This window comes from Pseudomonas sp. GM102 (assembly GCF_000282555.1).
Classification (GTDB): domain Bacteria; phylum Pseudomonadota; class Gammaproteobacteria; order Pseudomonadales; family Pseudomonadaceae; genus Aquipseudomonas.
Genome location: NZ_AKJB01000148.1, coordinates 97,063 through 123,175, shown reverse-complemented (window position 1 = coordinate 123,175; position 26,113 = coordinate 97,063). Strand labels below are relative to the sequence as shown.

At 61.1% G+C, this 26,113-nt stretch carries 19 protein-coding genes; 9 read left to right on the top strand and 10 right to left on the bottom strand.

The window, feature by feature from the left end:
- Positions 1 to 39: 39 nt before the first annotated feature.
- The 4 genes from PMI18_RS00655 to PMI18_RS00670 are packed head-to-tail and all read right to left on the bottom strand — an operon-like array spanning position 40 to position 2,650.
- Positions 40 to 1,353 (bottom strand): sensor histidine kinase, encoded by a 1,314-nt coding sequence (locus tag PMI18_RS00655; RefSeq protein ID WP_007907737.1) that lies wholly within the window; start codon positions 1,351 to 1,353, stop codon positions 40 to 42.
- Positions 1,350 to 2,018 carry a response regulator transcription factor gene (locus tag PMI18_RS00660; protein WP_007907723.1) on the bottom strand — a complete coding sequence of 223 codons (669 nt, stop codon included), beginning with the start codon at positions 2,016 to 2,018 and terminating at the stop codon, positions 1,350 to 1,352. Before PMI18_RS00660 ends, PMI18_RS00655 begins: the two co-directional genes overlap by 4 nt.
- Positions 2,019 to 2,021: 3 nt before the next feature.
- Entirely contained in the window at positions 2,022 to 2,342 is a 321-nt protein-coding gene (locus tag PMI18_RS00665) for a PepSY domain-containing protein (protein ID WP_007907721.1), read from the bottom strand.
- Entirely contained in the window at positions 2,342 to 2,650 is a 309-nt protein-coding gene (locus PMI18_RS00670) for a PepSY domain-containing protein (RefSeq protein WP_007907719.1), read from the bottom strand. Before PMI18_RS00670 ends, PMI18_RS00665 begins: the two co-directional genes overlap by 1 nt.
- Before the next feature lie 252 nt (positions 2,651 to 2,902).
- Between PMI18_RS00670 and PMI18_RS00675 the strand changes: the two genes are divergently transcribed.
- The 5 genes from PMI18_RS00675 to codA all read left to right on the top strand — a co-directional run bounded on the left by PMI18_RS00675 (position 2,903) and on the right by codA (position 8,440).
- Positions 2,903 to 3,982: a patatin-like phospholipase family protein gene (locus PMI18_RS00675; protein ID WP_033036912.1), complete on the top strand. Its 1,080-nt coding sequence runs from the start codon at positions 2,903 to 2,905 to the stop codon at positions 3,980 to 3,982.
- A 255-nt stretch (positions 3,983 to 4,237) separates the two neighbouring features.
- Positions 4,238 to 4,594: a 6-carboxytetrahydropterin synthase QueD gene (queD, locus tag PMI18_RS00680; RefSeq protein WP_003173033.1), complete on the top strand. Its 357-nt coding sequence runs from the start codon at positions 4,238 to 4,240 to the stop codon at positions 4,592 to 4,594.
- Between the two features lie 226 nt (positions 4,595 to 4,820).
- On the top strand, positions 4,821 to 5,645 hold the full coding sequence (locus tag PMI18_RS00685) for an alpha/beta fold hydrolase (protein WP_007907714.1): 825 nt from the start codon (positions 4,821 to 4,823) through the stop codon (positions 5,643 to 5,645).
- A 265-nt stretch (positions 5,646 to 5,910) separates the two neighbouring features.
- Complete coding sequence (codB, locus tag PMI18_RS00690; protein WP_007907712.1) at positions 5,911 to 7,182, top strand: cytosine permease; 1,272 nt, start codon at positions 5,911 to 5,913, stop codon at positions 7,180 to 7,182.
- Positions 7,183 to 7,195: 13 nt separating this feature from the next.
- Positions 7,196 to 8,440 carry a cytosine deaminase gene (gene codA / locus PMI18_RS00695; RefSeq protein ID WP_007907710.1) on the top strand — a complete coding sequence of 415 codons (1,245 nt, stop codon included), beginning with the start codon at positions 7,196 to 7,198 and terminating at the stop codon, positions 8,438 to 8,440.
- A gap of 103 nt (positions 8,441 to 8,543) precedes the next feature.
- Here the strand turns inward: codA and PMI18_RS00700 are convergent, their stop codons facing one another.
- Positions 8,544 to 9,533 (bottom strand): diaminopimelate epimerase, encoded by a 990-nt coding sequence (locus PMI18_RS00700; RefSeq protein ID WP_007907708.1) that lies wholly within the window; start codon positions 9,531 to 9,533, stop codon positions 8,544 to 8,546.
- 169 nt (positions 9,534 to 9,702) lie between these two features.
- Here PMI18_RS00700 and PMI18_RS00705 point away from each other — a divergent pair, with 169 nt between their 5' ends.
- Together PMI18_RS00705 and PMI18_RS00710 are read left to right on the top strand one after the other, a co-directional pair.
- On the top strand, positions 9,703 to 10,854 hold the full coding sequence (locus PMI18_RS00705; RefSeq protein ID WP_007907706.1) for an MFS transporter: 1,152 nt from the start codon (positions 9,703 to 9,705) through the stop codon (positions 10,852 to 10,854).
- A 92-nt stretch (positions 10,855 to 10,946) separates the two neighbouring features.
- Positions 10,947 to 12,461 carry a trypsin-like serine peptidase gene (locus tag PMI18_RS00710; protein WP_007907704.1) on the top strand — a complete coding sequence of 505 codons (1,515 nt, stop codon included), beginning with the start codon at positions 10,947 to 10,949 and terminating at the stop codon, positions 12,459 to 12,461.
- Between the two features lie 57 nt (positions 12,462 to 12,518).
- Here PMI18_RS00710 and PMI18_RS00715 read toward each other — a convergent pair whose 3' ends face one another.
- From PMI18_RS00715 to PMI18_RS00735, 5 genes are all read right to left on the bottom strand, one after another.
- A complete protein-coding gene (locus PMI18_RS00715) occupies positions 12,519 to 14,942 on the bottom strand; it encodes a TonB-dependent siderophore receptor (protein ID WP_033036916.1) in 2,424 nt (807 codons plus the stop codon).
- Between the two features lie 97 nt (positions 14,943 to 15,039).
- Entirely contained in the window at positions 15,040 to 16,014 is a 975-nt protein-coding gene (locus tag PMI18_RS00720; protein ID WP_007907701.1) for a FecR family protein, read from the bottom strand.
- Between the two features lie 40 nt (positions 16,015 to 16,054).
- A complete protein-coding gene (locus PMI18_RS00725; protein ID WP_007907700.1) occupies positions 16,055 to 16,555 on the bottom strand; it encodes a sigma-70 family RNA polymerase sigma factor in 501 nt (166 codons plus the stop codon).
- 271 nt (positions 16,556 to 16,826) lie between these two features.
- Positions 16,827 to 21,338, bottom strand: coding sequence for a hemagglutinin repeat-containing protein (locus PMI18_RS00730; protein WP_007907698.1), 4,512 nt, complete (start codon positions 21,336 to 21,338; stop codon positions 16,827 to 16,829).
- 92 nt (positions 21,339 to 21,430) lie between these two features.
- Positions 21,431 to 23,158: a ShlB/FhaC/HecB family hemolysin secretion/activation protein gene (locus PMI18_RS00735; protein WP_007907697.1), complete on the bottom strand. Its 1,728-nt coding sequence runs from the start codon at positions 23,156 to 23,158 to the stop codon at positions 21,431 to 21,433.
- A gap of 239 nt (positions 23,159 to 23,397) precedes the next feature.
- Here PMI18_RS00735 and PMI18_RS00740 point away from each other — a divergent pair, with 239 nt between their 5' ends.
- Together PMI18_RS00740 and PMI18_RS00745 are read left to right on the top strand one after the other, a co-directional pair.
- Entirely contained in the window at positions 23,398 to 24,519 is a 1,122-nt protein-coding gene (locus PMI18_RS00740; RefSeq protein ID WP_007907695.1) for an HlyD family secretion protein, read from the top strand.
- Complete coding sequence (locus PMI18_RS00745) at positions 24,516 to 26,108, top strand: DHA2 family efflux MFS transporter permease subunit (RefSeq protein ID WP_007907693.1); 1,593 nt, start codon at positions 24,516 to 24,518, stop codon at positions 26,106 to 26,108. Before PMI18_RS00740 ends, PMI18_RS00745 begins: the two co-directional genes overlap by 4 nt.
- The last annotated feature ends 5 nt before the right edge of the window (positions 26,109 to 26,113 follow it).

Here is a 26,113-nt window from a genome sequence, read left to right as displayed (position 1 = left end):
CCCGCTCCCACAGGTTAAGCAGTGTTCTTTGGATCGGGGTCAGCGTTTGGGTAGCTCGATTGTGACTTTCAACCCGCCCCACTCGCTTTCCTGCAACTTCAACACCCCGCCCCACGTGTCGACGATGTCGCGCACGATGCCCAATCCCAGGCCATGCCCATCCGTCTGTTCATCAAGCCGGGTACCGCGACTGAACACTTGAGCGCGCTGGTCTTCGGGAATGCCCGGGCCATCGTCTTCCACGCTCAACTCAAATCTTTCTGCTGTTTCGACCACGCTTAATCGAACCTCGGCATCCGCCCATTTGCAGGCGTTGTCCAGCAGGTTGCCCAGCAACTCCAGCAGATCTTCGCGATCCCATGGCAGTTGCAAACCCGCCGGGGTCCGGTAGCTCAAGTCGAGATGTTCGCCGTGAATCATATTCAACGTGGCCAGCAACCCCGGCAGTTCCGCATCACAATCGAACAACGCCCCTGGCAGTGCATCGCCGGACAGCCGGGCACGGTTGAGTTCACGATTGAGCCGTTGCTGCACCTGTTCCAGTTGCGCCTGCATGACTTTGCGCAGCTGCGGGTGGGCATCGAGTTTTTCGCTTGAAGCCAGGCTCAACAACACCGCCAGCGGGGTTTTCAAGGCATGGCCGAGATTGCCCAACGCATTGCGTGAGCGCTTGAGGCTGTCTTCGGTGTGGGCCAGCAAATGGTTGATCTGCGCCACCAGTGGTTCCAGCTCCAGCGGCACTGCGTCGTCGAGTTGCGAGCGCTGGCCCTGCTGCAGTTGGGCGATTTGCTCGCGGGCCTTTTCCAGCGGGCGCAAGGCGCGGCGCACGGTGATGCGTTGTAACAGCAAAATCAGCAATAGCCCCGCCAGCCCCAGTCCAAGGCCGACCTGTTGCATGCGCCGGAAGCTCTCGCGCACCGGGGTATAGTCCTGGGCGACGCTGATGGAAATCGCCTGGCCCAACCGACGGTAGTCCGAACGCAATACCAACAGCTGCTGGCCTTCCGGCCCCAATTGCAGATTGCTATGCAGGCCAGGGTGTTCAAGCAACGGCAGCTCCTGATCCCATAACGAACGGGAGCGCCAATGGCTGTCGGCGAAATCAATACGAAAGTAATGCCCGGAGAACGGTCGCTGATAGGCCGGCGCCAAGTGCCGTTCATCCAGCTGCAACCCCTGCGGCCCGCGCACCAGTGCCACCAGCAGGTTTTCGCTGTCGTTGCGCAACCCGGCTTCGAGGTAGCGCTGCAAACCCATTTCGAACAGCCACAGGCTGGTTTGCGCCAGCACCAGGCCGACGATCACCATCACGCTGATCAGGCCCAGGCTCAAACGGCGCTGGATCGACCTCACTGGGCTTGCCCGCCGAACAGGTAACCCTGACCGCGACGGGTTTCGATCACGCTGCGGCCGAGCTTGCGTCGCAGGTGGTTGACGTGAACTTCCAGCACGTTGGAATCGCGCTCGGTTTCACCGTCGTAGAGGTGTTCAGCGAGGTGGCTTTTGGAAAGGATCTGTTCAGGGTGCAGCATGAAATAACGCAGCAGGCGAAACTCGGCGGCGGTGAGCTGGATGTCGGCGCCGTCACGGGTTACACACTGGCGACCTTCATCCAGGTGCAAACCGGCGGCCTTGAGCGTCGGCTGATTGGCGTGGCCATGGGAGCGGCGTAACAATGCCTGGACTCGCAGGTGCAGTTCTTCGGGGTGAAACGGTTTGGTCAGGTAATCATCAGCGCCGGCCTTGAGGCCTTCTATCCGCTCGGCCCAGGAACCGCGTGCGGTGAGGATCAGCACGGGCGTGGCCAAGCCGCCGGCCCGCCATTGCGCCAGCACGTCGAGCCCCGGCAAACCCGGCAGTCCGAGGTCAAGGATGATCAGGTCATAAGGCTCGCTGCTGCCCTGATACACCGCATCGCGGCCGTCGGCCAGCCAGTCCACGGCGTAACCCTGCCGGTTGAGGCCGGCCATCAATTCGTCGGCCAGCGGCACGTGGTCTTCCACCAGGAGCAAACGCATCGGTCAATCTTCCTTGTCTTTCAGTAAGTGGCCGGTGGTGGCGTCGAGATCCAGCTCGCGCACCACGCCTTCGGTGGTCAGCAGCTCTACCTCGTAAATGTAGACGTCGTGTTTTTCCTCAAGCTCGGCTTCCAGCAGCTTGGCCCCGGGATAGAGGTCCAGCGCTTGCTGCAAGAGCTGCTCCAGCGGCAGGATCACACCTTGTTGGCGCAGGCGCAGGGCCTCGTCCTGATCCAGGTCGCGGGCCATGACCACCGAGCAAAAAGCCAGGAGCGCCAGCGCCATTCGGCTGCTGGCGCGGCGATTTAAAGAAAACACCTTCATTACGTATCCTGATGATCCTTGAGAACCTGCCCGCTGACAGCGTCCAATTCCAGGTCCCACTCAAGGCCCTGCGGGTCGCGCAGCTCCACCTGGTAGATGTACTTGCCGTACTCTTCTTCAAGCTCGGTTTCGCTGATTTTGGCGCCGGGGTGTTTGGCCAATGCCGTGGCGTTGAGCTTCTCGAAGGACACAATGGTACCAGCGTCGCGCAGTCTCAGGGCTTCGTCGGGGCCGAGGTCTCGCGCGTGAGCGATACTGGCGGTCATGGTGATGATGGAGGCGGTGAACAGGGCAGTCAGGATTTTCATGGGTGTCTCCGTATTTTTTTATGTGTTGCTGCGAGAGCTACCTTAGTGATTCGAACTTAACTGAAACTGAATTGCCATCATTGATGATTGCAACGCGACATTACCGACACACACAAATCCCGGTAGGAGCCAGGCTTGCCGGCGAAGGCGTCTTCGAAATCGCCTTCGCCGGCAAGCCTGGCTCCTACAGATTGTGTGCTGTGCTGTCTGACACGCGCTTATAATCCCCGCCTGCCAAACATCGAGATCGGTATGACCGCGATCCACATCAAGTTCCCTTCCCTGACCCTCAAGGCCGGCCCGCGTGCCTTGGCGCGCATCCGTGCAAATGGCTTGAGCGCCGCCGATGTGGGGACGTTGCCGGGCGCCGCCGGTGGCCCGAAAGCATTGGGAATTCAGGGGCTGGATCTGGCGCTGTTCGGCGAATGGCTGCCAGCGGCGCCCCGGGAGCGTTCGCTGATCGGCGCCTCGGTGGGTTCCTGGCGGTTCGCCAGCGCCTGCCTGCCGGATGCCGCCGAAGGCATCCGCCGCCTCGGTCATCTGTATACCGAGCAGAATTTCGCCAAGGGCGTGACCATGGCGCAGATCAGCCAGAGTTCCCGGCGCATGCTTGATGACTTGCTCGACGGCCGCGATGCCTCGATTCTGGACAACGCCCACTACCGACTGAACATCATGGTGGTCAAAAGCCATGGCCTGCTGGCGGACGATCATCGCGGTCGGCTGGGGCTGGGCCTGTCGTCGGTGATCGCCGACAACCTGCGCGGGCGGGCGCGGCTGTCGCGGCATTTCGAGCGGCTGATCATCCACGACCCGCGTCTGGCGCCACCCGTCAACGCGCTGAATGACTTCCCGTCGCGCTTCGTTGCGCTGGATGCCGGCAACCTGCGCCAGGCCCTGCTCGCCTCGGGCTCGATCCCGATGGTCATGCAGGGCGTGCGCGACCTGCCGGGTGCCGGCGCCGGGACGTTTCGCGATGGCGGACTGCTGGACTATCATCTCGACTTGCCCTACAGCGGCAATGACATTGTGCTGTATCCGCACTTCACTGATCGAGTGATCCCCGGCTGGTTCGACAAGACGCTGCCGTGGCGCCGCGCCTGTCCTGCGCGCTTGCAGGATGTTCTGTTGCTGGCGCCGTCAAAGGAATATCTGTCGCGCCTGCCCTACGGCAAACTGCCGGACCGTAACGACTTCAAGCGCTTCATGGACGATGCCCCGAGTCGGCAGAAATACTGGCGCACGACGATGGATGAAAGCCGCAGGCTGGGTGACGAATTTCTCGAACTGACTGCCAACGGTCGCTTGGGCGAGCGCTTGCTGACCCTCTAGTGCCCTGTCTCGCCAATACTGTTCCTTTTTGACGGTGGCTGTTGTCGCCATGCTGCGTTGCCGCTCCTCGCCATAGCGGGCTATGACTCGTCGCGGCGCCTTGCCTGACGACAACAGCCACTCGCCAAAAGAGGAACGTATTGGTGAGACAGGACACTGGTCAGTGTTTTCCCGCATCGCCAAACACAAGCTGGTAAACTCGCCACCTGCCCATATCGCCGCGGCGATCGCCACCTGACAGAGCTGAACATCACTGTGGAAATCTTCAAAGAGTTTACCTTCGAGTCCGCCCACCGCCTGCCCCACGTGCCGGACGGCCACAAGTGCGGTCGCCTGCACGGTCACTCGTTCAAAGTGGCGATTCACCTGAGCGGCGACCTCGATCCGCACACGGGCTGGATCCGCGACTTCTCGGAAATCAAGGCGATTTTCAAACCGCTCTACGAGCGTCTGGACCATAACTACCTGAACGACATTCCCGGCCTGGAAAACCCGACCAGCGAAGTGCTGGCCAAGTGGATCTGGAATGAATTGAAGCCCCTGCTGCCGGAACTCAGCGCGATTCGTATCCACGAGACCTGCACCAGCGGTTGCATCTATCGCGGTGAGTAAGCCGATCCCAAGCACAACATGAATCCCTGTGGGAGCTGGCTTGCCTGCGATGGCATCAACTCGGTTCGACATTAAACCGAGCCGTCTGCATCGCGGGCAAGCCCGACTCCCACACAAGCCCGACCACACAAGAACTGCGTTTCGTCAGTGAATAGAGAAACAGCCTTCAATGGCTGTTTTTTTATGCTTATGCTTCTTGGCTCGCACATGCCAAGAGGACGCTCCCATGGCTGACTGGCCGCTGGCTCAGACCTATCGCTTCAACGGGCACTCCGTGCGCTACGCCGTGCGTGGCGACGGTCCGCCGCTGGTGTTCGTGCATGGCACACCCTTCTCTTCTTATGTGTGGCACCGGATTGCGCCGCACTTCATCACTACGCACCGGGTGCACTACTTCGATCTGCTGGGTTACGGGCAATCCACACAGCCCGACGGCGATGTGTCGCTGGGCGTACAAAACCAACTGTTGGCGCAACTGCTGGAACACTGGGGCCTGGAACGGCCAGACGTGGTGGCCCACGATTTCGGCGGCGCCACCGCGTTGCGCGCGCACCTGCTCAATGGCAAGGATTACCGCAGCCTGACGCTGATCGACCCGGTGGCGCTGTCGCCCTGGGGTTCGCCATTCGTGCAGCATGTGCGTCAGCATGAAGCCGCGTTCAGCGGATTGCCCGATTACATTCAGCAGGCGATTGTGCCGGCCTATATTCGCGGCGCGATCAAGCGCGAGATTCCCGATCATGAGCTGGCGCCCTATGTGCAGCCTTGGCTGGGGGAACCGGGGCAAGCGGCGTTCTATCGGCAGATCGCGCAGATGGATGAACGTTACACCCGCGAGGTCGAAGGGCTGTACCCGACGATTCGCTGCCCGGTGCAGATTCTTTGGGGGAAGGACGATCAGTGGATTCCCATCGAGCGCGGCCAGGCGCTGCATCAGATGATTGCCGGGTCGCAGTTTCATGCCATTGCGAATGCCGGGCATCTGGTTCAGGAGGATGCGCCGGAGGCGATTGTGGCGGCGATACTGCGGTTTTTACCTTCGGCCGGTTGATGATGATCGTTCCCTCGCTCTGCGTGGGAATGCCTCAATGGACGCTCTGCGTCCCCCTCGGAAGGGACGCGGAGCGTCCCGCGCTGCATTCCCACGCAGAGCGTGGGAACGATCAACAAATGTTCCAATTTGACTCAACCCCGCACCGCTTTCGAGCCCTCTGCGGGCCAACTCCGTCGGCTCGGCTATAAATAACTACGCCACCCCACGCTTGGCACGAGCACTGCAATACCCCCCGCGTCCTCCATCCAGCAAGGAACGCCACATGACGCAGAACGATTCGGGCAACGATTACCCCCTCAGCGAAGTCCCGATGCATGCCCGCAAGGGACTTGCCTCCACCGCCATGGTGCTACTGGGTTTTACCTTCTTCACCGCGACCATGTTTGCCGGCGGCAAGCTCGGTGTGGCGTTCAGTTTCGGCGAGATGATGGCGGTGATTATCGTCGGCAATCTGCTGCTGGGAATTTATGCCGCGGGGCTTGGCTACATCGCCTTCAAAAGCGGCCTGAACTCGGTGCTGATGGGACGTTTCTGCTTTGGTGAAGTGGGCAGCAAACTCAGCGACCTGATCCTCGGCTTCACCCAGATCGGCTGGTATGCCTGGGGCACCGCGACGGCGGCAGTGGTGCTGGGAAAATATTTCGAACTGAGCGAGGGCACGGTTCTCGGGTTGATGGTGCTGTTCGGCCTGGGCTTCTGTGCCACGGCCTACATCGGCTATCGCGGGTTGGAGATTCTGTCGTACATCGCGGTGCCGGCCATGATGTTGCTGCTGATGCTGTCGATGTGGGTTGCGACGGTGAAGGTCGGCGGTTTCGAGGGCTTGCTCGCGGTGGTGCCGACGGGAACGCTGGATTGGTCGACCGCCATTACCCTGGTGTTCGGCACATTCGTCAGCGGTGCAACGCAGGCAACCAACTGGACACGCTTCTCCCGCTCAGCGCGGGTGGCAGTGCTGGCGAGCCTGATCGGCTTCTTCGTCGGCAACGGTCTGATGGTGTTGATCGGTGCCTACGGCGCCATCGTCTATCAGCAACCGGATGTGGTCGAAGTGCTGCTGTTGCAAGGCTTCGCCATGGCCGCGATGGCGATGTTGCTGCTCAACATCTGGAGTACTCAGGACAACACCATCTACAACTTCGCCGTCGCTGGCTGCAACCTGCTGCGCACCGACCGCCGCAAAACCGTGACCCTGGCCGGCGCGGTGATCGGCACGCTGCTGGCCCTGCTGGGCATGTACGACATGCTGGTGCCTTACCTGATTCTGCTGGGCACGGTGATTCCGCCGATTGGCGGAGTGATCATGGCGGACTTTTTCTTCCGCTATCGGGGTCATTATCCCCACCTGGCGGATACGCAATTGCCCGCGTTCAACTGGTCTGGCCTGACTGCCTATGCGGTCGGCACGGTCGCCGCCTTCAACTCACCATGGGTCGCGCCGCTGGTAGGGATTGCCGCTGCCGCGCTAACGTATGTGTTATTGACCGGCGTACTGGGTGCCCGTACCGCCGACGCGCCACTCCAAGATCTATAAGAAGGATTGCCTGATGCACATCATCAACGCCCGCCTGCGTAACCAAGAAGGCCTGCATGAGTTGCACCTGGAAAACGGCCTGATTCACAGCATCGCCCGGCAAACCGAAGCCCCATCACTGGGGCCTGACGACCTGGACGCCGGCGGTAATCTGGTGGTGCCGCCCTTCGTCGAGCCGCACATTCACCTCGATGCCACCCTGACCGCCGGCGAGCCGCGCTGGAACATGAGCGGCACACTGTTCGAAGGCATCGAGTGCTGGGGCGAACGCAAGGCGACCATCACCCACGAAGACACCAAGACCCGCGCCAAGAAGACCATCCAGAGCCTCGCCGCCCACGGCATCCAGCATGTGCGCACCCACGTCGACGTCACTGACCCGGAGCTGACGGCGCTCAAGGCGATGCTTGAAGTCCGCGAGGAAAGCCGTCATCTGATCGACCTGCAAATCGTCGCATTTCCTCAGGAAGGCATCGAGTCGTACCGTAACGGTCGGGAGCTGATGGAAGAAGCGATCCGCCTGGGCGCCGATGTAGTCGGGGGTATTCCGCATTTCGAGTACACCCGGGATCAGGGCGTGAGCTCGGTGAAGTTTCTCATGGACCTGGCCGAGCGCACCGGTTGCCTGGTGGACGTGCATTGCGACGAAACCGACGACCCGCACTCACGTTTCCTTGAAGTGCTGGCCGAAGAGGCCCGCAGCCGCGACATGGGTTCGCGCGTCACTGCCAGCCACACCACGGCCATGGGCTCCTACGACAACGCCTACTGCGCCAAGCTATTTCGGCTGCTCGGGCATTCGGGGATCAGCTTTGTCTCCTGCCCCACCGAAAGCATTCACCTGCAAGGACGCTTCGACAGCTTCCCGAAACGCCGCGGCGTGACCCGGGTGAATGAGTTGCTCGAGGCGGGGATGAACGTGTGCTTCGGCCAGGACTCGATCGTCGACCCGTGGTATCCGTTGGGTAACGGCAACATTTTGCGGGTGCTCGAGGCTGGTTTGCACATCTGCCACATGCTCGGTTATCGCAATCTGCAGAGCGCGCTGGATCTGGTGACCGATAACAGTGCCAAGGCCATGAACCTGGGTGATCGTTATGGGCTGGAACAGGGACGGCCGGCAAATCTGCTGATTCTGTCGGCGGACAGCGATTATGAGGTGATTCGCAGCCAGGGTCTGCCGCTGTACTCGGTTCGCGGGGGCAAGGTGTTGATGAAGCGGCAGATGCCGGTGGTGGAATGGGCGGATCAGCTCTGAGTTTTCGCTGACTGTGCGGGCCTCTTCGCGGGCAAGCCTCGCTCCTACAGGGTTAGCGCGGATATCTGTAGGAGCGAGGCTTGCCCGCGAAGGCGATCTTGAATTAACCCATCAATCGCGCCGTCCCGAATAATCTGACCCGACTCAATTCGCCCTCCATTTCCTCCAGCAAAATCGGCACCGTGCCGCCAGGCATGACCACCTTCACTGCCCCGGCCGCCACCCAACCCACTCGCCACGCCGCACACGCCACCGCACTGGCGCTGGTGCCCGACGAGGCGGTCGGCCCTTCGCCACGCTCGAACACCCGCGCAACGATTCGGCCCTTGGATTCAAGCATCGCCCATTGCAGATTCACACCCGCCGGACACGGCTGCCCTGCCCCGGTCGGCATGGCATAGGCAATACGCATCAAGCCTTGCGCCAATGGCGGCTCACGCATCTGCTCATTGCTCGGCAACGCGTCGGCATTCGCCAGCAGCGTCACGCAATGCGGATTGCCGATGCGCACAAACTGGCTCCGGTTCCAGACAGAATCAAGCGCTGACAACGGCTGCACATGGCTGACGTCACGATCATTCAGCGTCACCCGTTCAACCTCGCGCGCACCCACCGCTTGCGGCCCGAACGAAGGTTTTCCCAAATCCAGCCAGAACCCTTGCACACCATCGATCTCGGCGGGTTTCACTGAAGTCTCCACCGGCGAAACCGCGTCGCTCTTGTCGTGATGAACCCGCAGCTGACAGGCCTCTTCCGGCATCAGCCCTTGTTCACTCAGGGCCTGGGAAAAAATCGTCAGGCCGTTGCCACTGCGCTCGGCCAGGGTGCCGTCGGTGTTGACGATCAACAGGTCAAAAGGCGGCACCGATTGAAACGGTCCCACCAGCAGACCATCGCAGCGATGTGCCTTGCTGCCGGGCGGCTGTGTACCCGGGGCCCAAGCGCAGAACGCCTCTATAGCCGACATTGCCCAGGCCTCACGGGTCTGCGCGGCATCGCTGGCCAGCGCAGGCAATTCGATACCGCTACTGCGTGCGTTGTCAGGCGTCACCACCGCATAGATATTGCCCCGAGCATCGTACATCCGCGTCATGGCGCCCCCCTTTATGAACAATTGATGCGTCGACGATATCGCGAAACAGCGGCTGGCTGTGCAAGGATGTCACCCTGCCTGACTGCTCCCCCGCCCGGACGTGGTGATCGAACCCTTTGTGGTTGTTCACTGTCCCTTGAGGACGCGACGTTTTTTGCCAAGGATTGATATGACCAACCTCAACACCCAAGCCACCTTCGTCCCCGGACGTCTGGAACAGATGTCCACCCGCATCGCCTTCTTCATCGCAGGCTTCGGCATCGCGGCCTGGGCGCCGCTGGTGCCTTACGCCAAGGCGCGGGCCGGTCTGGATGAAGGAACCCTCGGGCTGTTGCTGCTGTGTCTGGGGGTGGGCTCGATTCTGGCGATGCCCATGGCCGGTATTCTGGCGACGCGCTTCGGCTGCCGTCGGGTGTTGAGCGGCGGCACCTTGTTGATCTGTGCGGCACTGCCGCTGTTGGCAACGGTGTCTACGATTCCGGCGTTGATCGCGGCGTTGTTCATGTTCGGCGCGGGCCTGGGCACGGTGGATTCGACGGTGAACCTGCAAGCGGTGATCGTCGAGCGGGCCAGCGGCAAGACCATGATGTCGGGTTTTCATGGACTGTTCAGCCTCGGCGGGATCGTCGGCGCGGCAGGTGTCAGCGCCCTGCTCGGCTTGGGTTTTTCGCCGCTGGAGGCGATGTTGGTGGTGATCGTGATTCTAGTGCTGGCATTGCTTAAAGCCGCACCGCACCTGTTGCCTTACGGCAGTGAAAGCTCCGGTCCGGCATTCGCCGTGCCCCATGGCATCGTGCTGTTTATCGGCGGGATGTGCTTTATCGTGTTCCTGGCCGAAGGCGCGGCGCTCGACTGGAGCGCGGTGTTCCTGGCGCAGGAGCGCGGAATCGACACCGCGTATGCGGGGCTGGGTTATGCGGCGTTTGCGCTGACCATGACCGTCGGGCGCTTGACCGGCGACAGGATTGTTCGGCGTCTTGGTTATACGCGGGTGATTGTGTTCGGTGGGCTGACAGCCGCGGCGGGCCTGGCGCTGGCGACGTTCGCACCGGCGTGGGAGGCGGCGCTGGTGGGTTATGCGTTGCTGGGGGCTGGCTGCTCGAACATTGTGCCGGTGCTGTACACCGCTGTCGGCAAACAGACCGTCATGCCGGAAAGCATCGCCGTGCCGGCCATTACTACGTTGGGCTATGCAGGGATTCTCGCCGGGCCTGCGGTGATCGGCTTTATCGCCCATGGCAGCAGTTTGAGTTTTGCCTTTGGGTTGATGGCAGTGTTGCTGGTGGCCGTGGCGATTGGCGGGAAGGTATTGAAGGTTTAAACACTCAGCACACACCTGTCAGATCTGACAGTAGACACGCTATCTTGTATGCAGCATGTTGAACCCTCGTCCTTTGACTGAGGGAATCGAACATGCACATGCTCGCTGGCTTGGGATCGACCGTTGCCCTGACCGGCCTGCTCCAAGGCTGTGCATCGGTCGATTATTTTGATTGGGGCGAAGGCACCCCCAACTTTGCCCCGGCCGAGCGGCTGTCCAACGCCAAAGGGCGTTACACCCACTGGCAGGCTATCGGCCGTGTCGAGGTGGACAGCGGCATGACCTGCTCCGGTACGCTCATCGACACGCGAGATCCCGACGCATTGACACAACCGGCCTACGTGTTGACCTCAGGGCACTGCACTCACCCGGAAATAGGCGACAACGAAGTCATCGTCAATCAACCTGCAACCGGTCGCGTGACGTTCAATTTTTTTCATGACACCCAGGCGCGAAGCCGCTCTTACATTGTCAGCCAGATCAACTGGAGTACTCTGCGCGGCCAGGACATTTCCATCATTGAACTGGATCAGACGCTTGGGCAATTGATCAGCGATGGCATACCTCCGCTGAAACTTGCCGAACACACACTAGCGCCCGATACCGACATTTTAATCGTCGGCGCGCCGGTCGACGGTTTCATCCAGCGCATGGCGTGCAAACAGGAACACTCGGCGGCGATTCTCGAAGGTCCGTGGCGTTGGGTCGGGCAAACGAGCAACCGCTGTCTCGACGTCGTTAACGGGCTCTCGGGTTCACCGCAACTCTCACGCTACAGCAATGAAATTGTGGGCGTATTAGGCACTACTACACGCGGCAGCGGCCGTAATCGCTGCGACAAAGGAGCACCCTGTGAAGTGGTTGATGGCACGGTCGACAAGCACCCCGACACCAACTATGCATCCGCCGCCGAAGGCCTGAACGGTTGCTTTATTGCGGGCCGCTTCAACTCGCGCCTGGGCACCTGCCCAATGGGTTCCGCCTGGTCTTTCCCCGCGTCATCGCAGTCGAGCGACTACATCAAGGTCGAACGTGACGAGCACGGCCAGATCGTGCCCTGGCAGTGGCATCAGCCCTTTACCCTGAATGCCCCTTATTACCGATATCGCTACACGCGCACGTTGGCCGATTGCCAGACACTTGATAGCTACAGCCAGGTTCAAGTCACTCAACCGAGCGTCACCAATCAATTGAGTCGCGAACTGAAGGACGGTGCGGGGCTGTATTTTCTTTGCCTTGTCGGTCAACAGCGCCCAACGGACGTGCCGGGCCAATGGGAGGGGCGAAACCCCAGCGTATATTGGCGCTGGCTGATGGAAGCACCGGCACCGTTGACACCGGTCTATAAGATTGAATTGGCCCACGGTAATGATTTTGACATCAGGGTATTTCCGGTTTCACCGGATCTCGCCCCCGATCAGTATCGCTACAAAAACGGACTGGTACAGAACGTCGATTGTGATTCAGCGCAAGGGTATCAACGAGTCTCGGCATCCACCGGGGTGTTTCATGTCTCAGCTGCCGAAGGCCCGCAGAAGGTCTGCGTCAAGGGCGCAGATCTAGCGGGCAATCCGGGGCCGATCATCGATTTCAGGATTCCCGAGTGAACACCTGAACCGGTTATCGCTGAACCGACCCATAGCCGGTTCAGCGCCATCACCGCATCAGAACCCGACGCTGGCCTGCACAAAGAACGTACGCGGCGCGCCGACGTACATCCCCGAGTTATTGTCGCTGGAGCGGGTGAAGTACTGCTTGTCGAAGATGTTTTTCACCCCGGCGCCAACTTTCAGGTTCGACAGCTGCGAACCAAAGTCATACCCGCCACGCACGTTCCAGGTCACGTAACCCGGAATGTCGCCGTACTGGCCGTCTGCTGAACCTTCGGTGATGTAGTTGCCACTGAAACTGCCATCGGCGTTCACCGCGGTGCCTGGCGAGCGCTGTTTGGACTGGGCAAAGGCATCGAGGTTGTAGGTCCAGCGGTTGATGTCATAACGCAGGCCGGCGGTCGCCACCTGACGCGAGTAGAACGGTAGGTCGCGGCCCTTGAAGCCTGGAATCTCGCCTTCATAAACAGCACGGGTGTAGGTGAAACCGGCGTTGGCGGTCAGGCCGTCGAGCCGTGGGTCCAGCGCCGCCATGTCGTAGTGCACCGAGGCTTCAAGGCCCTGGTGCGTGGTGGCGCCGAGGTTGGTCCAGCCCACATCGTTGCTGATGTATTGCAATTCTTTATCGAAGTCGATGTAGAACAGCGTCACTTCCCCGCCCCACACGTCATCGTTGTAGCGCGTACCGATCTCGTAGGTCTTGGCCTTTTCCGGGTTCAGGCCGTTGGCGGTGTTGTCACCCGAACCACCCTGACCGAGCTGGAAATATTGCAGGCTGCCAAACGATGTTTCGTAGTTGGCGAACAGCTTCCAGGCCTCGGACATGTGGTACATCACGCTCAGGGCCGGCAGCGGTTCGTTGCTGTCGATGCTGCGGCGTTTTTCCTGCACAGGTTTGCCGGCGGTGTCGAGAACCGGCCGGTCGTGCCATTCGGTGCTGATGCTTTCAAAACGGATGCCGGGGGTCACGGTCCAGTTGCCGACGTCGATCTTGTCATCGATGTAAATGGCGTGGGCTTCGGTGCCGCCGGTGCGGTCCTGGAACACATGGCCATCGGAGGTTTTGGTGACCACCGGCTGATTGTTCACCAACGCCAGACGGCTCGACTCTTCATGCATGCCTTCTTTCAGGTAGCGATAACCGACGCTGGCTTCCTGAGTGGTCGGGCCCAGATCGAATACATGGGACACCCGCGGTTCGATGCCGAAGGTGTAATAAGTACGCGGATAGGAGCTGAGGGTTTTCTGGTCGCGGGCGGCGATGGTGCTGCCACGGAAGCTGTCGGAATAGTAGGTCAGCACTTCGGCCTGGGTGCGGTCGTCGATCTGCCGAATCCACTTGAAGGACACATCCTTGCGGCGGCCGCTGAAGTTGTCATGGTCACGGTCGGACTGAAACGGATCGGCGTCGTACTGCTTCTGCGTCAGGCCACCGGGCATGTCGGCGCTGGCATCGTAGTAATGGAAATTGAGGCTGAAATCGTCCTGATCGGTGGGTGCCCAATGGGTCTTGAGGATCACGTCGTCGATGTCATTGCTGTTGTTGCTTTTGCGATAACCGTTGCCGTTCACCCCGGAATACAACAGCGCCACGCCCATGCCGTTATCGGCGGTGCCACCGAGAAACGCGGTGTCGATGTGTTTCCAGCCACCGCGTTGGGTGGTTTCCAGGGTGGTGCCGATTTCACCGGTGGCTTTCTCCGGGATCGCACGGGTAACGAAGTTGATCACGCCACCGACGTTCTGCGGCCCATAACGCACGGAACCGGCACCGCGCACCACGTCGATGCTGTCGAGGTTGCCGGAGGAAATCGGCGCCATGGACAGCTGCGGCTGGCCATAAGGGGCGAAGGCAGCCGGCACGCCGTCGATCAGCACGGTAGAGCGTGGCGACAGGCGCGAGGTCAGGCCGCGCACACCAACGTTCAGGGAAATGTCGCTGCCGCCGGTGCCGTTGGCGTCCTGCACTTGCACGCCGGGTACGCGGCGCAACACGTCACCAACGTTCATGGCGCCCTGCTCGACCATGGCTTCACGACGGATCACCGTGCGCGCGCCGGGATGGTTTTGCACCACAGCGGCGTCGGCATCACCGAGCCAGTCGCCGACCACTTTGATGTCGGTCACGCCCAGCTCCAGCGGGCCGTTGGCGGCGGAAGTCGGGGCTGGCATCAGGGTCACCGAGCCTTCATCGATCTGATAGTGCAGACCGCTACCTTGCAGCAATTGGCGCAAGGCTTGTTCCGGCGAGAGATTACCGTCGACTGCCGGAGCCTGTTTGCCGACTACCAGTTCCGGGCTGAAAAAAACCTGCAGCGAGGTTTGCTGGCCCAGCTGACTCAAGGCCTGGCCCAACGGCTGCGCCTGAATATGAATGGCATCGGCGGCGAACGCCTGGGGCAGCGCCGAGCTGACCGCCAAGGCGAGAACGAGGGGCAGCCAGGATGTTTTGTTATTTTTAGCGGTGGTTTTCTTCACGTCGAACATTGTCCTGTGGATCGCAAAAGTGTGCGACTGTTAATGCAAACCAGTTGCAGTTGGACAAGAAGACGAAGAACTCGAAAAAAACCTGAATCTATCGGGCAATTATTTCCTGACTGCCATCATCGAGGGTCCGTATGGCCACCGGCAGAATGCTCGGCAAGGCCTTGAGCAGTGCGTCGGTGTTGTCGGATTTGAACACACTGGTCAGGCGCAAATTGCCCACTTTGGCGCTGACGACCGTCAGCGGTTTTTGCCGATAGCGCGACACCTCTTCGGCCACTTCGCTGAGGCTGGCATTGTTGAACACCAGTTTGCCGCTGCGCCACGCGGTCAGTTCTGCAGGGTTGACCGCATAAGCGGCGGCGACAATGCCCTGGGCATTGACGCGAGTACCGAGGCCGGCGGTGAGGCTGATGAAATCAGCGCCGTTACCTTGAACCTTGACCGTGCCCTGTTCTACGACGACGCGGGTTTCGGTGCTGTCGCGACGCACGTCGAAACGGGTGCCGGTGACTGTCACTTTGCCGCTGCCCGCCTCGACCACGAACGGTCGGCTGCTGTCGTGCTCGACGCTGAACATCGCCTCGCCTTGCGTCAACTCAATGCCGCGACGATCTTTTTCATAGCGCACCTGCACCCGGCTGCGGCTGTTCAGATCAATCACCGAACCGTCCGGCAACGCCACATGACGACGCTCGCCAAGGGCCGTGGAATATTCAGCCGTGTAGGTCGCCGGATGGTTCAAGCCACTGAACAACCCCAGGCCGAGCGCCACCGCCAACACACTGGCGGCCACCGCGTAACGCACCCGTGGATAACGTGTGCGGCGTGCCGGCGGGGTCTCGCACAAGGCGTGCAAGCGCTTGGCCGGCAACAGATCGGCCGCCGCCCACAGGCTCTGGAGCATTTGATATTCGTCGCGATGCTGCGGGTGTTCGTCCCGCCAGACCTCGAAATCCCGCTGCTCTTCGGCGTTGACGGCAGGGTCCTGCAAACGCACAAACCACCGCGCCGCTTCATCGCGAACCGTTGTTTGCCCGCACGCACAATCACAAGTATCCATCATGGAAAGTCCTGTTGAGCTGGGGATGAGAAGCCGCGGCGAATCATGGTTGCAACCCGTCCAGACGATCACGCAGGTGCCGCAGGGTGCGGATCATATACTTTTCCACCATGTTCTTGGACAGCCCCAGGCGTTCGGCGATTTCGGCCTGGGTCAGGCCTTCGATCTTCTGCCAGACGAACACCTTGCGGCAGTTGACCGGCAACTCGGTGAGCGCCCGTTCAATGGAATCGGCCAACTGGATCGCGTGCATGAAATGCTCCGGGTCGCCGGACGACGACACACTGTGATCGATCGCCTCCGACTCCATGGCACCCCGCCGATCCTCACGCCGATACCCGTCCACCGCAATGTTGCGTGCGGTCTGGTGCAAATACGCCCGAGGTTGTTGCACCGCCGCCGAATCGGACTCAAGCACCCGCACGAAGGTGTCGTGGGCCAAGTCCTCGGCCTGCTGACGATTTCTCAGACGACGGGTCCAGGTGCCGATCAACTCTTCGTAATGCTCGAAAAAGCCGTGTCTGCGGGGCAGCTTGGGGGTCATTGCGGTGTGCTGTGGGGAGGAAGGCGTGAATAGTAATGCTTCCTATTAAGCAGAAGCAATGCATTCCACCTGCTGGATAAACCGAGCGTTGGGTAACCTCGCCCCACCAGAATAGGTGATCCCACAGTAGATCTTCTGTGAACACAAAATATGTGTACGGCGGTACTCCAATGTGGGGCTTGCTCGCGAAGGCGGTGTATCAGGCAACACTATGTCGACTGACCCACCGCCTTCGAGCAAGCCCGCTCCCACTGGGGGATGCATGGGCTACTTAGATGTTTTTCTCGTCGATCCCGGCCTGTAGCGATTGGCTATCGTAATGACCACCCACGGTCACGGGACCGAGTTTGACGCTGTGCTCCCCAGCGGCGGAAACGTCGGGTTTGCTGCCCTCGGTTTGTGGTTTTTCTGGCAGATCGAGTCCAGCCTTGATCCCGTAATCGCGGTTGCTCAGGTTGGTAACGCTGACCTTGGAGCCCGCTAAATCCACACGACCTTCAGATGAAGCAAGCCGTGCGCCGGTCAATTGCGTTGCACCGCCAACCTTGAGACTCACGCCTTGTGTGCCGTTGATGCCGGAGGCCTGGTTGATGCTGTCCTTATGGGCGTAGCTGGCATCCAGTTTCAGGGTCGGCTTGTAGTCCGTCCCGCCCGGTTTAGTGTTGTCGGCTACTTTGTCCTTGTCGACTGGCGCTGCTTTCTTGCCGGTCAAACCGAGGTCAACATCGACCTTGGCGCTGCTCTGGCTGTCTTGACGGCTTTCCACGGTCAGGTCGCCACCGACCTTGCCACTGACCGTCGTCGCATCAATCCGCACACCGGCTAACTGCACATCGCCCGCGCTCTTCAACACCACACTGTCAGCCTTGATCTGGCTGTTCTGCTGAGTCGTGCCTTGCAGGTAATCCACGCCCACCTTGGCCCCGGCATTGAAGCCATGATCGCTCTTGGCCACGTCTTTTTCGTTGGTGGCCGTCGGTGTGCTGTTGCTCAGATTACCGCCGGCATTCAGGGCGACGTTCCAGTTCGTGCGGTTTTGCGTGGACTGGGCCGATTCCTGATAGACCCCGCCGTTTTGCGCATCAAGGGACACGTTCGGTGCACTGACCTGAGTGCCTTGCAGATGGATTGAATCGCCGCTGAGCTGGATCTTGTCCTGGCTGTTGAGCTTGCCGCCAGTCAGGGTCTGGTTGCTTTCATTGACCCGGCCGATGTTGAAGTTGGCGCTCAGGTTGCCGCCCTGATCGCTGCTTTTCTCGGTACTGGTTTTGCTGCCGCCCACCTTCAAACCGCCGCCGAGATTGCTGCCCGTGGCGCGATGGGTGTCGGTGGCCGCTTGCAGGTCGAGTTTGCCGCCGGCCTTCAGGTCGATGGCGCCGTCGGTATCGACTGTCGTCCCTTGCAGGGTCTGGTCGCCGCCGCTGCTCAATTGCACCGGGCCTTTGCCCTCGATACTTGCCACGCGAGCCTGGCTGTCCTGAGTCTGATTGCCTTTGTGATCGAGTTGGAAACCAGCACCGAGATTGACGTTGGTGCCATCGGTGCCAGGAGCCGTGCCGACGCTCAGCGAACCGTTGCCACGCAGGCTGGAACTGTCGCTGCTCTGGCGGTCATTGGCCTGATTCAACGCCAGCTCACCGCCGGTTTTAATCGAAACACCGCCCTGCCCGCCATCGAAATGGCTGCCTTCAAACTGGCCGTCATTACGCAGGTTGATGTTCACGCCTTGGCTACCGGCATAGCCGCCGACCACAGCGGTGGAGCTGTCTTTACGCGTCTGGCTGCTGCCGCCCGCACCGCTGCCGGCGACGTTCACGTCCTCACCGGTTTTGGTGTAGACCCGCACGTCAGCCTTGGCGTCCAGCGCCTGATCGGTGCTGCCGTGGGTATTGCTCGCGGCGCTCGCCACCAACGTGTCGGCACTGATGTTCACTTTGCCCGCACTCGCCTGGTACTGAGTGCCCTGATCCTGCAACGTGCCGGCGACATTCACGTCCACCGTGCCGCCCTTGAACTGACTGACCACGGCGTTGCTGTTTTGCCCGGTATGGCTGCCGTTCTGATGACCGATCGCCACGTCGATGCCGACATTCGGCTGGCCGAGGTTGGCCAGTGCGTCCTTGTCCGGCACCTTGCCGTTTAGTACGCCTTCGACGGCTTTGGCGATCGGTCGGGCGATGTCTTTGTATTCGACGTTGGCACCGACGTCTGCCGACCAGTTGCTCTGTGTATGAGTGCTGCTATCGGTGTTGCTCGCGGCCCGATTGTCGACCTCGGTGGCGGCGACATTCAGACCTTTGCCCGCATCAATACGCGCGCCTTCAGTGGTGAGTTTGCCGGTGTTTATATTCAGGTTGCCGCTGCTTTGGATGCTGGTGGTTTGTGCGGTGGTTTTGTTCGTGGTGTCCTGGGAGGTGCTGTGGGTGAAGTCCACTCCGCTGCCGGCACGATCGAGGCCGCCGGTGTAGTAGAAGCCGCCGCTGGTACTGGTGGTGTCCGTCGAAGTGCTGTGGCTGTCCTGCTCGGCCAGCAGCGACACGTTTTTACCGCTCAGGGTCGCGTTGCCGTTTGTGGCTTTGACCTCGGCACCTTTAAGGGTCAGATCACCGCCCGCCGCCAGTTGCACGTTGGCGCCGCTGAGGCTGGAGCCTTGCTGGCTGACATCACGGGTACTCGCGGTTTGCTGCTTGTCTTCGTAATGCACACCGGCGCGGTACTGCCCGGCGCCCGGGGTGTTTTCCTTGGCATAGGCATCGAAGCCACGGGTTTCGGTAGTGTTGCCGGACTCATGGGTGTTCTGCGCGGAATGCACATTGACGTCCCCCGTCGCCTCGGCGCTGAGGGTGCCATTGGCCTTGACCGTGGAGCCGGCCACTTCGATGTCTTTGGCGCTCTTGAGCTTGAGGTTGCTGTCGGAGGTCAGTTCGCTGCGCACCGTGGTGCTGTCCTTGGCGTTCTGACGGGTTTCATCCTTGGTGATGCCGAAAAACTTACTGTCCTTGTCGTGGCTGTTGGCATGGGAGGTGTCTTGCACGCCATCGATGACCAGCGAGCCTTTGTCGCTGATCACGCTGGCCACGCTGCCACCGCGCACCTGACTGCCACTGATGCGCACATCGTCGGCCTTGACGATCAGTTTGCCGCCGGCATTGACCTTGCTGCCCTGGTTCAGGGTTTTGCCCTGATCCGCGTCGCCGGTCTTGCCGAAGAAACCGCCGCCCACCAGATCGCCGGAATAGCGGTTGTCGCTGTTGCGCTGGGTGCGGCTGGCGCTGGTGATCTCGACCTGTTTGCCGGCGAGCTGGATATCACCCTTGCTGCTCAACTCCGCGCCCTCGGCACGTAACAACGCCGCCGTGGCCAAAGCGATATTGCCGCCCTTCAGCTGTGTGGTGATGCTGCGCTGCTCTTCGCTGCTGGTGTCCCAGTTGGCCTTCCACAGGTGTTTGCGGTGGTTGCCTTGATCGGTTTGGGTGTGGCTTTCGGTGGCGGCAGTCAGGCGCAGATCGCCGCCGCTCTGGACGCTGAGAGTATTGGCAGCGTCGACCTTGGCCGCCTTGAGTTCGGTGTTGGCACCGGACGACAACTGCGCGTCCCGGCTGGCGAGAATCTGGCTGCCGTGCTGGCGCGAGTCGCTGTCGGTCTGGGTCCGGTCGTAGGTTTCCCAGGTGATGCCGATGGTGCTGTTGTTCCAGTTTTCGCGCTTCTCTTGAAGCTTGCGGCTTTCGACGGTGGTCAAGGTCAGGTTGCGTTTGGCGTCGACCTTGACGTCACGGCCACTGACATCAGCAGCAGCCAGCAGCAGGTCCTTGCCGCTGTGCAGACCGACATCGCCCTGACTGCTGCGCACGCCGGCACGGACCACATCGAGGCTGTCGGGAACGGCCTGACCGCTAATGCTCAGGTCACCGGCGGAACGAAGCTGCACACCCTCACGACCGTCTACCTGCACCGGGCCGACCCGCACGCCTGCGCCCTCAGCGGTGCTGACGATGTTGATGCGCCCAGCCTGCATCGCACCGAACAGACTGGCGTCGATGCGTTGGTCTTGAGTGTTGCCGGCCGGGTCCACGGTTTTCACCTGGCCGCTGGCGTAATCCACCTGGTTGCGGCCAACGGTGAGGTTCAATTGATCCCGGGCGCTCAGGTTGCCCTGGCTGTCGATGCGTGGGGCGATCAGGTTGAGCGAGCCTTCGCGGTTTTGCAGGCCCGCGCCTTGAATCTGCAAGGTGCCGGTGGCGTCGCGGGTGCTGAGGGCTTGCAGCTTGCCGTCATTCAGTTCCGGGCGACCGACCACCAGATTGGCGTTCGGGGTGTTGATGAAACTGCCGCCGTTCACCGAAATCCCGTTGGGGTTGGCCAACACGTAATCGGCGGCGCGACCAAAGATTTCCTGGGCGCCGTTGAGGGCCGACGGGTTGCGGCTGACCACTTCATTGAGGATCACGCTCGCGGCCTGCCCCTGGAATTGCGGGTTGGCTGCCAGTTGCCCGGCGAGTTGCGACTGCCCAGCTTGCAGCGCGTTATTCAGCACCAGGCCCTGACGGTCAACGTTGTAGTCCAGGAACTGGTTGTGGGACAGGCCGGAACCATTAGGCGCAACGATGTTGACGATGGGTACGCCGCCCTGGGTTTGCAATTGCGCGGTGCCGCCGGGGCCCGGCGCGACCACTACGCCCCCTGCCAAAGCGTTGGGCAGATGAGCAATCAGGAACAGGCTGGCAATCGCCCAGCGCAGTTTGCCCCGAGGGGAAAGATGGAACGCAAATGTCTGTGCAGGCATAAAAACCTCTCAATTAAAGTGCGGCATCACGTTGCGCGCTGAGTTGTGGGCCGTGGCTGTGGCGCTCAGGTCCGACGGCTGTTTGTTGGTGTTCATATCTGCAACCCCACGCGCATCAGCCAGGTCTCTGGCTCATGCTGCAAACCGCTGGGGGTGTTGAGGCTGCGTTGGTAATCGACGTCAACTTGCAGGTTTTTCCAGCTCAAGTTGACCCCGGCGCTGGCGCCGCTCAGGCGTTGCCCTTGAGCGCCGTGGTCGGCCTTGATCCAGCCATTGTCCAGGCCCAGCCGTGGGGTGATCTGCACTGGCAGAGCGCTGCGCAATGGCAGGCGCAAGGTATTGCGCCAGATCGCGCCGCTGGCACCGGACGCACTGCTGACCCGATAGCCGCGCACCGCGGAATCGTCGGTGCCCAGTAATTGCTCGATGGCCGGCAGCGGATCGGGGCTGTATTGCACGTTGAACTGGCTCTGCCATTGCCAGGCCTGCTGGCCGAACTGACCGTTGCGCCACTGACTGAGGCCGGCGCGGTATTTGCGAAATTGCGCCTTGGGCAGGTTGTTGACCTGGCGCTGGGCATCGTCATCGGCACCGAGCCAGCGCAAGCCCTGGGCGTAATTGATGTCCAGGTTCCACACCGCGCTGTTGAGCCAGAACAGATTGAGTCCGGCTTCGGCCACGGTCAGGGTCGGGCTCTGGATGCCCAGGCGAATGTTTTCCAGGTAACTGTCGACGTCCTTGTGGGCCAGTTGCAGGTTGGCGCTCAGTTGATGGCTTTGATCGCGCCACAGCACTCGGTCGGCGCGCAGGCTCAGTTGATCGGTGATGCCGGTGCTGTGGAATGTCAGCGTGCTGAGTTTGAACGGCGCACGGTATTCGGCGTGGCTGGCGAACAGGCTGTAAGTCCAGTAACCGTAGGGAATGGCGTAGTACAAACTGGCATTGCGGCTGTAGCGGTCGCCCTGATTGAGGGTGTCGCTGACGTTCAGATTGAGCGCGTCGTTGAGCTCCAGCGGGCTGTCCAGGCTCAGGTTCAAGGTGTCGCGATCGCGCCCGGTGCTGGCGCTGCCGAGGTTGTCCACGCCCAGGCCCAATGCCCAGCGCGACTGCCCGTGGGTGCGCGAACGCAGGATCAGCCGAGAGGCGCCGGGTTGGCTGCCGGGGGCGATGTCGGCGGTCAAATCCACGGAGCGCAAGCGGTTCAACTGATCCAGGCCTTGCTCCAGGTCCCGCAGGTTCAGCGGCTTGCCGAGCATTCCGGGAAACGCACCGCCAAGGGACACCGGCAGACTCTGGTCGGCCAGCTCGATGGACTCGACGTAGCCTTCATCGACCACGATATCCAGCGACTGCCCCGCCGCTGGCGCGCTGCGCAGGTACGGCCGACTGGCGATGTAACCCGCCTCGACATACAGGCCAGTGATGGTCGCCAGCAAATGGTTGATCTGACCGACGCCCATGCACGACGACAGCTGCGGTTTGATTCGCTCATTGAGTGTCTGGCTGCTGATCAGCGTCACGCCGCCAATGCGCGTTCCGCTCAGGGGCCAGCAGCGCTCATCGGCAGGCACCGTGGCAGGAACGACAGGCGTGACCGGCGCCGCACCGAAACTGCCGCGCTCCAGTTGCCGGCGGCGCTGTTCCAGTTGCAGTTGTTGCAGGTCGCGCTGTTGTTGTTGCTGCTGGCGCAGCACTTCCTGGCCTGGAGCGGAGGGTTCGGCCGCCTTGAGCGAGGAAACACTCAGGCTCAGCAGCAAGGCCGACAACAGCGTGCAAGGCGTGGGACTACGACGAGGAACAGCGCAAAACGAATACGGCACTCAACATCCTTGCGATCATAAAATGGCCTAATGCCACTCCGTCAATGCGAGTGATAGTCAGATCGTTCCTACGCAAATGCAAGACGCGTCCTACAACGCTTACATTTCTTAAACAATTGGTCAGGTTTCTTTCCACCGACGCCAACTGACGATCGGTAGCAGAAATCCATTGTCACTAAATATTACCTGCGTCATATTACATCCGTAATAAGGATTGTGTTTCCCACAGGTACTACTCCATGACCAGCATGCCCAGCCTTGAACCCGATCTTGCTGTTGCGGTGGATCCACCCAAGCCTCCCCTGCTCAAACGGTTGGTCTTGTTAACCGCGGCCATCGCAGCCCTGGTGTTCATCGGGCTGTACGCAGCCCATTGGTGGACCGCCGGCCGTTTCATCGAAGAAACCGACGATGCCTACATCGGTGGCGACGTCACGGTGATCGGGTCAAAAGTTGCGGGGTATATCGAAGAGGTGCTGGTCACCGACAACCAAAGGGTCAAGGCCGGGGATGTGTTGATTCGGCTCGATGCCCGTGACTACCGCGCCAATCTGGTGAAGGCCGAAGGTGCAGTGGCTGCCGAAGAAGCGTTGCTCGCCAACCTCGACGCTACCGAACAACTGCAACACGCGGTGATCGGCCAGGCCCGCGCCGGCATCGATGCAGCCGGCGCCGAAACGGCCCGCTCGCGGGACGATAACGCCCGCTACAAACGCCTGGTGAACAGCAATGCCGTCTCGGTGGAAAGCGCGCAACGGGCCGACGCCACCTTCAAGACTGCCCAGGCGCAGAGTGCCCGGGCCCAGGCCGAACTGCTGGCCGCGCAACGCCAATTGAACGTGATCGAAACCCAGAAGCAGCAAGCGCGCGCCGCGTTGATCCAGGCGCGGGCCGAGCGTGATCTGGCGCAATTGAACGTCGGTTACACCGAGTTGAAAGCCCCCGTCGACGGCGTGATCGGCAATCGTCGGGCACGGGTCGGCGCTTACGCTCAGGCCGGTTCACAACTGTTGTCGGTGGTGCCGGCCAGCGGACTCTGGGTCGATGCCAATTTCAAGGAAGATCAGCTGTCGCGGATGACGCCAGGCCAGCGTGTGATCGTTCATGCGGACGTGCTCAAGGGACGTGAATTCCACGGTCATCTGGACAGCCTCGCGCCAGCCAGTGGTTCGCAGTTCAGCGTGCTGCCACCGGAAAACGCCACCGGCAACTTCACCAAAATCGTCCAGCGGGTGCCGGTGCGAATCCTGCTCGATCCGGCCGACGGCGTGCTCGGTCATCTGCGCCCCGGTTTGTCGGTGACGGCCGAAGTGGACACTCGCGCCGAACCTGAAACCCCGACCGTGGCCAGCGCGCCATGAACCGCGCCCTCGCCGCCCCCACGCAGCCGTTCAACGCCGCCAACATGGCGACGGCGACCAAGGTATTCGCCTTCGCCACGATGTGCATCGGCATGTTCATTGCGCTGCTGGATATCCAGATCGTCTCGGCGTCGCTACGTGACATCGGCGGCGGGCTCTCGGCCGGCACCGACGAAACCGCGTGGGTGCAGACCAGTTACCTGATCGCCGAAATCATCGTGATTCCACTATCGGGCTGGCTGTCCCGGGTGTTCTCGACCCGTTGGTTGTTCTGCGCCTCGGCGGTGGGTTTCACCCTGGCCAGCCTGCTCTGCGGCGCGGCCTGGAACATCCAGAGCATGATCGCCTTCCGCGCCCTGCAAGGCTTTCTTGGCGGTTCGATGATCCCGCTGGTGTTCACCACCGCATTCTTTTTCTTCACCGGCAAACAACGGGTGATCGCCGCCGCGACCATCGGCGCCGTGGCCTCGCTGGCACCGACGCTGGGGCCGGTGATCGGTGGCTGGATCACGGACATCTCGTCCTGGCACTGGCTGTTCTACATCAACCTGGTGCCGGGGATTTTCGTCGCGGTGGCGGTGCCGATGCTGGTGAAAATCGACCAGCCGGAATTGTCGCTGCTCAAGGGCGCCGACTACTTGAGCATGCTGTTCATGGCGGTGTTTCTCGGCTGCCTGGAATACACCCTCGAAGAAGGCCCGCGCTGGAACTGGTTCAGCGACAGCACGATTCTGACCACCGCCTGGATCAGCGGCCTGGCCGGATTGGCCTTCATTGGTCGAACCCTGCACGTGGCCAATCCGATCGTCGATTTGCGTGCCTTGAAAGACCGCAACTTCGCCCTCGGCTGTTTCTTTTCATTCGTCACGGGGATCGGCCTGTTCGCGACGATTTACCTGACACCACTGTTTCTCGGCCGGGTGCGCGGTTACGGCGCGCTGGACATTGGCCTGGCGGTTTTTTCCACCGGGGTGTTCCAGATTCTGGCGATTCCGCTGTACGCCTTTCTGGCCAACCGCATCGACTTGCGCTGGATCATGATGACCGGCCTTGGGCTGTTCGCCCTGTCGATGTGGGATTTCAGCCCGATCACCCATGACTGGGGAGCTAAAGAATTGATGCTGCCACAAGCCTTGCGCGGGATCGCTCAACAACTGGCAGTGCCGCCCGCGGTGACCCTGACCCTCGGCGGACTGGCGCCCGCGCGGCTCAAACATGCTTCGGGGTTGTTCAACCTGATGCGCAACCTCGGCGGCGCGATGGGTATCGCCGCGTGCGCGACCATCCTCAATGACCGCACCAACCTGCACTTCACAAGGTTGGCGGAGAACCTCAACAGCACCAACGAAGCGCTGAATCAGTGGCTGTCCCAGGTCGGCAACAACTTCGCTACCCTCGGCCAGAGCGGTGACATCGGCGTCACCGCCAGCCTGCGTCAGCTATGGCTGCTGACCTACCGCGAAGCGCAGACGCAAACTTTTGGCGACGCGTTCCTGATGATCATGGTCTGCTTCATCCTCGCCACGGCGATGGTGCCCTTGATGCGCAAGGTGCAACCACCGGCCGCGCCAAGTGCCGATGCGCATTGAGCCCG

What these genes read in the sequence shown, in the direction of transcription:
- PMI18_RS00740 (WP_007907695.1), top strand. Translation starts at nt 23,398, where the DNA reads ATGACCAGCATGCCCAGCCTTGAACCCGATCTTGCTGTTGCGGTGGAT.
- PMI18_RS00710 (WP_007907704.1), top strand. Translation starts at nt 10,947, where the DNA reads ATGCACATGCTCGCTGGCTTGGGATCGACCGTTGCCCTGACCGGCCTG.
- codB (WP_007907712.1), top strand. Translation starts at nt 5,911, where the DNA reads ATGACGCAGAACGATTCGGGCAACGATTACCCCCTCAGCGAAGTCCCG.
- PMI18_RS00745 (WP_007907693.1), top strand. Translation starts at nt 24,516, where the DNA reads ATGAACCGCGCCCTCGCCGCCCCCACGCAGCCGTTCAACGCCGCCAAC.
- PMI18_RS00705 (WP_007907706.1), top strand. Translation starts at nt 9,703, where the DNA reads ATGACCAACCTCAACACCCAAGCCACCTTCGTCCCCGGACGTCTGGAA.
- PMI18_RS00660 (WP_007907723.1), bottom strand. Translation starts at nt 2,018, where the DNA reads ATGCGTTTGCTCCTGGTGGAAGACCACGTGCCGCTGGCCGACGAATTG.
- PMI18_RS00720 (WP_007907701.1), bottom strand. Translation starts at nt 16,014, where the DNA reads ATGATGGATACTTGTGATTGTGCGTGCGGGCAAACAACGGTTCGCGAT.
- PMI18_RS00700 (WP_007907708.1), bottom strand. Translation starts at nt 9,533, where the DNA reads ATGACGCGGATGTACGATGCTCGGGGCAATATCTATGCGGTGGTGACG.
- codA (WP_007907710.1), top strand. Translation starts at nt 7,196, where the DNA reads ATGCACATCATCAACGCCCGCCTGCGTAACCAAGAAGGCCTGCATGAG.
- PMI18_RS00675 (WP_033036912.1), top strand. Translation starts at nt 2,903, where the DNA reads ATGACCGCGATCCACATCAAGTTCCCTTCCCTGACCCTCAAGGCCGGC.
- PMI18_RS00670 (WP_007907719.1), bottom strand. Translation starts at nt 2,650, where the DNA reads ATGAAAATCCTGACTGCCCTGTTCACCGCCTCCATCATCACCATGACC.
- PMI18_RS00725 (WP_007907700.1), bottom strand. Translation starts at nt 16,555, where the DNA reads ATGACCCCCAAGCTGCCCCGCAGACACGGCTTTTTCGAGCATTACGAA.
- PMI18_RS00665 (WP_007907721.1), bottom strand. Translation starts at nt 2,342, where the DNA reads ATGAAGGTGTTTTCTTTAAATCGCCGCGCCAGCAGCCGAATGGCGCTG.
- PMI18_RS00685 (WP_007907714.1), top strand. Translation starts at nt 4,821, where the DNA reads ATGGCTGACTGGCCGCTGGCTCAGACCTATCGCTTCAACGGGCACTCC.
- PMI18_RS00730 (WP_007907698.1), bottom strand. Translation starts at nt 21,338, where the DNA reads ATGCCTGCACAGACATTTGCGTTCCATCTTTCCCCTCGGGGCAAACTG.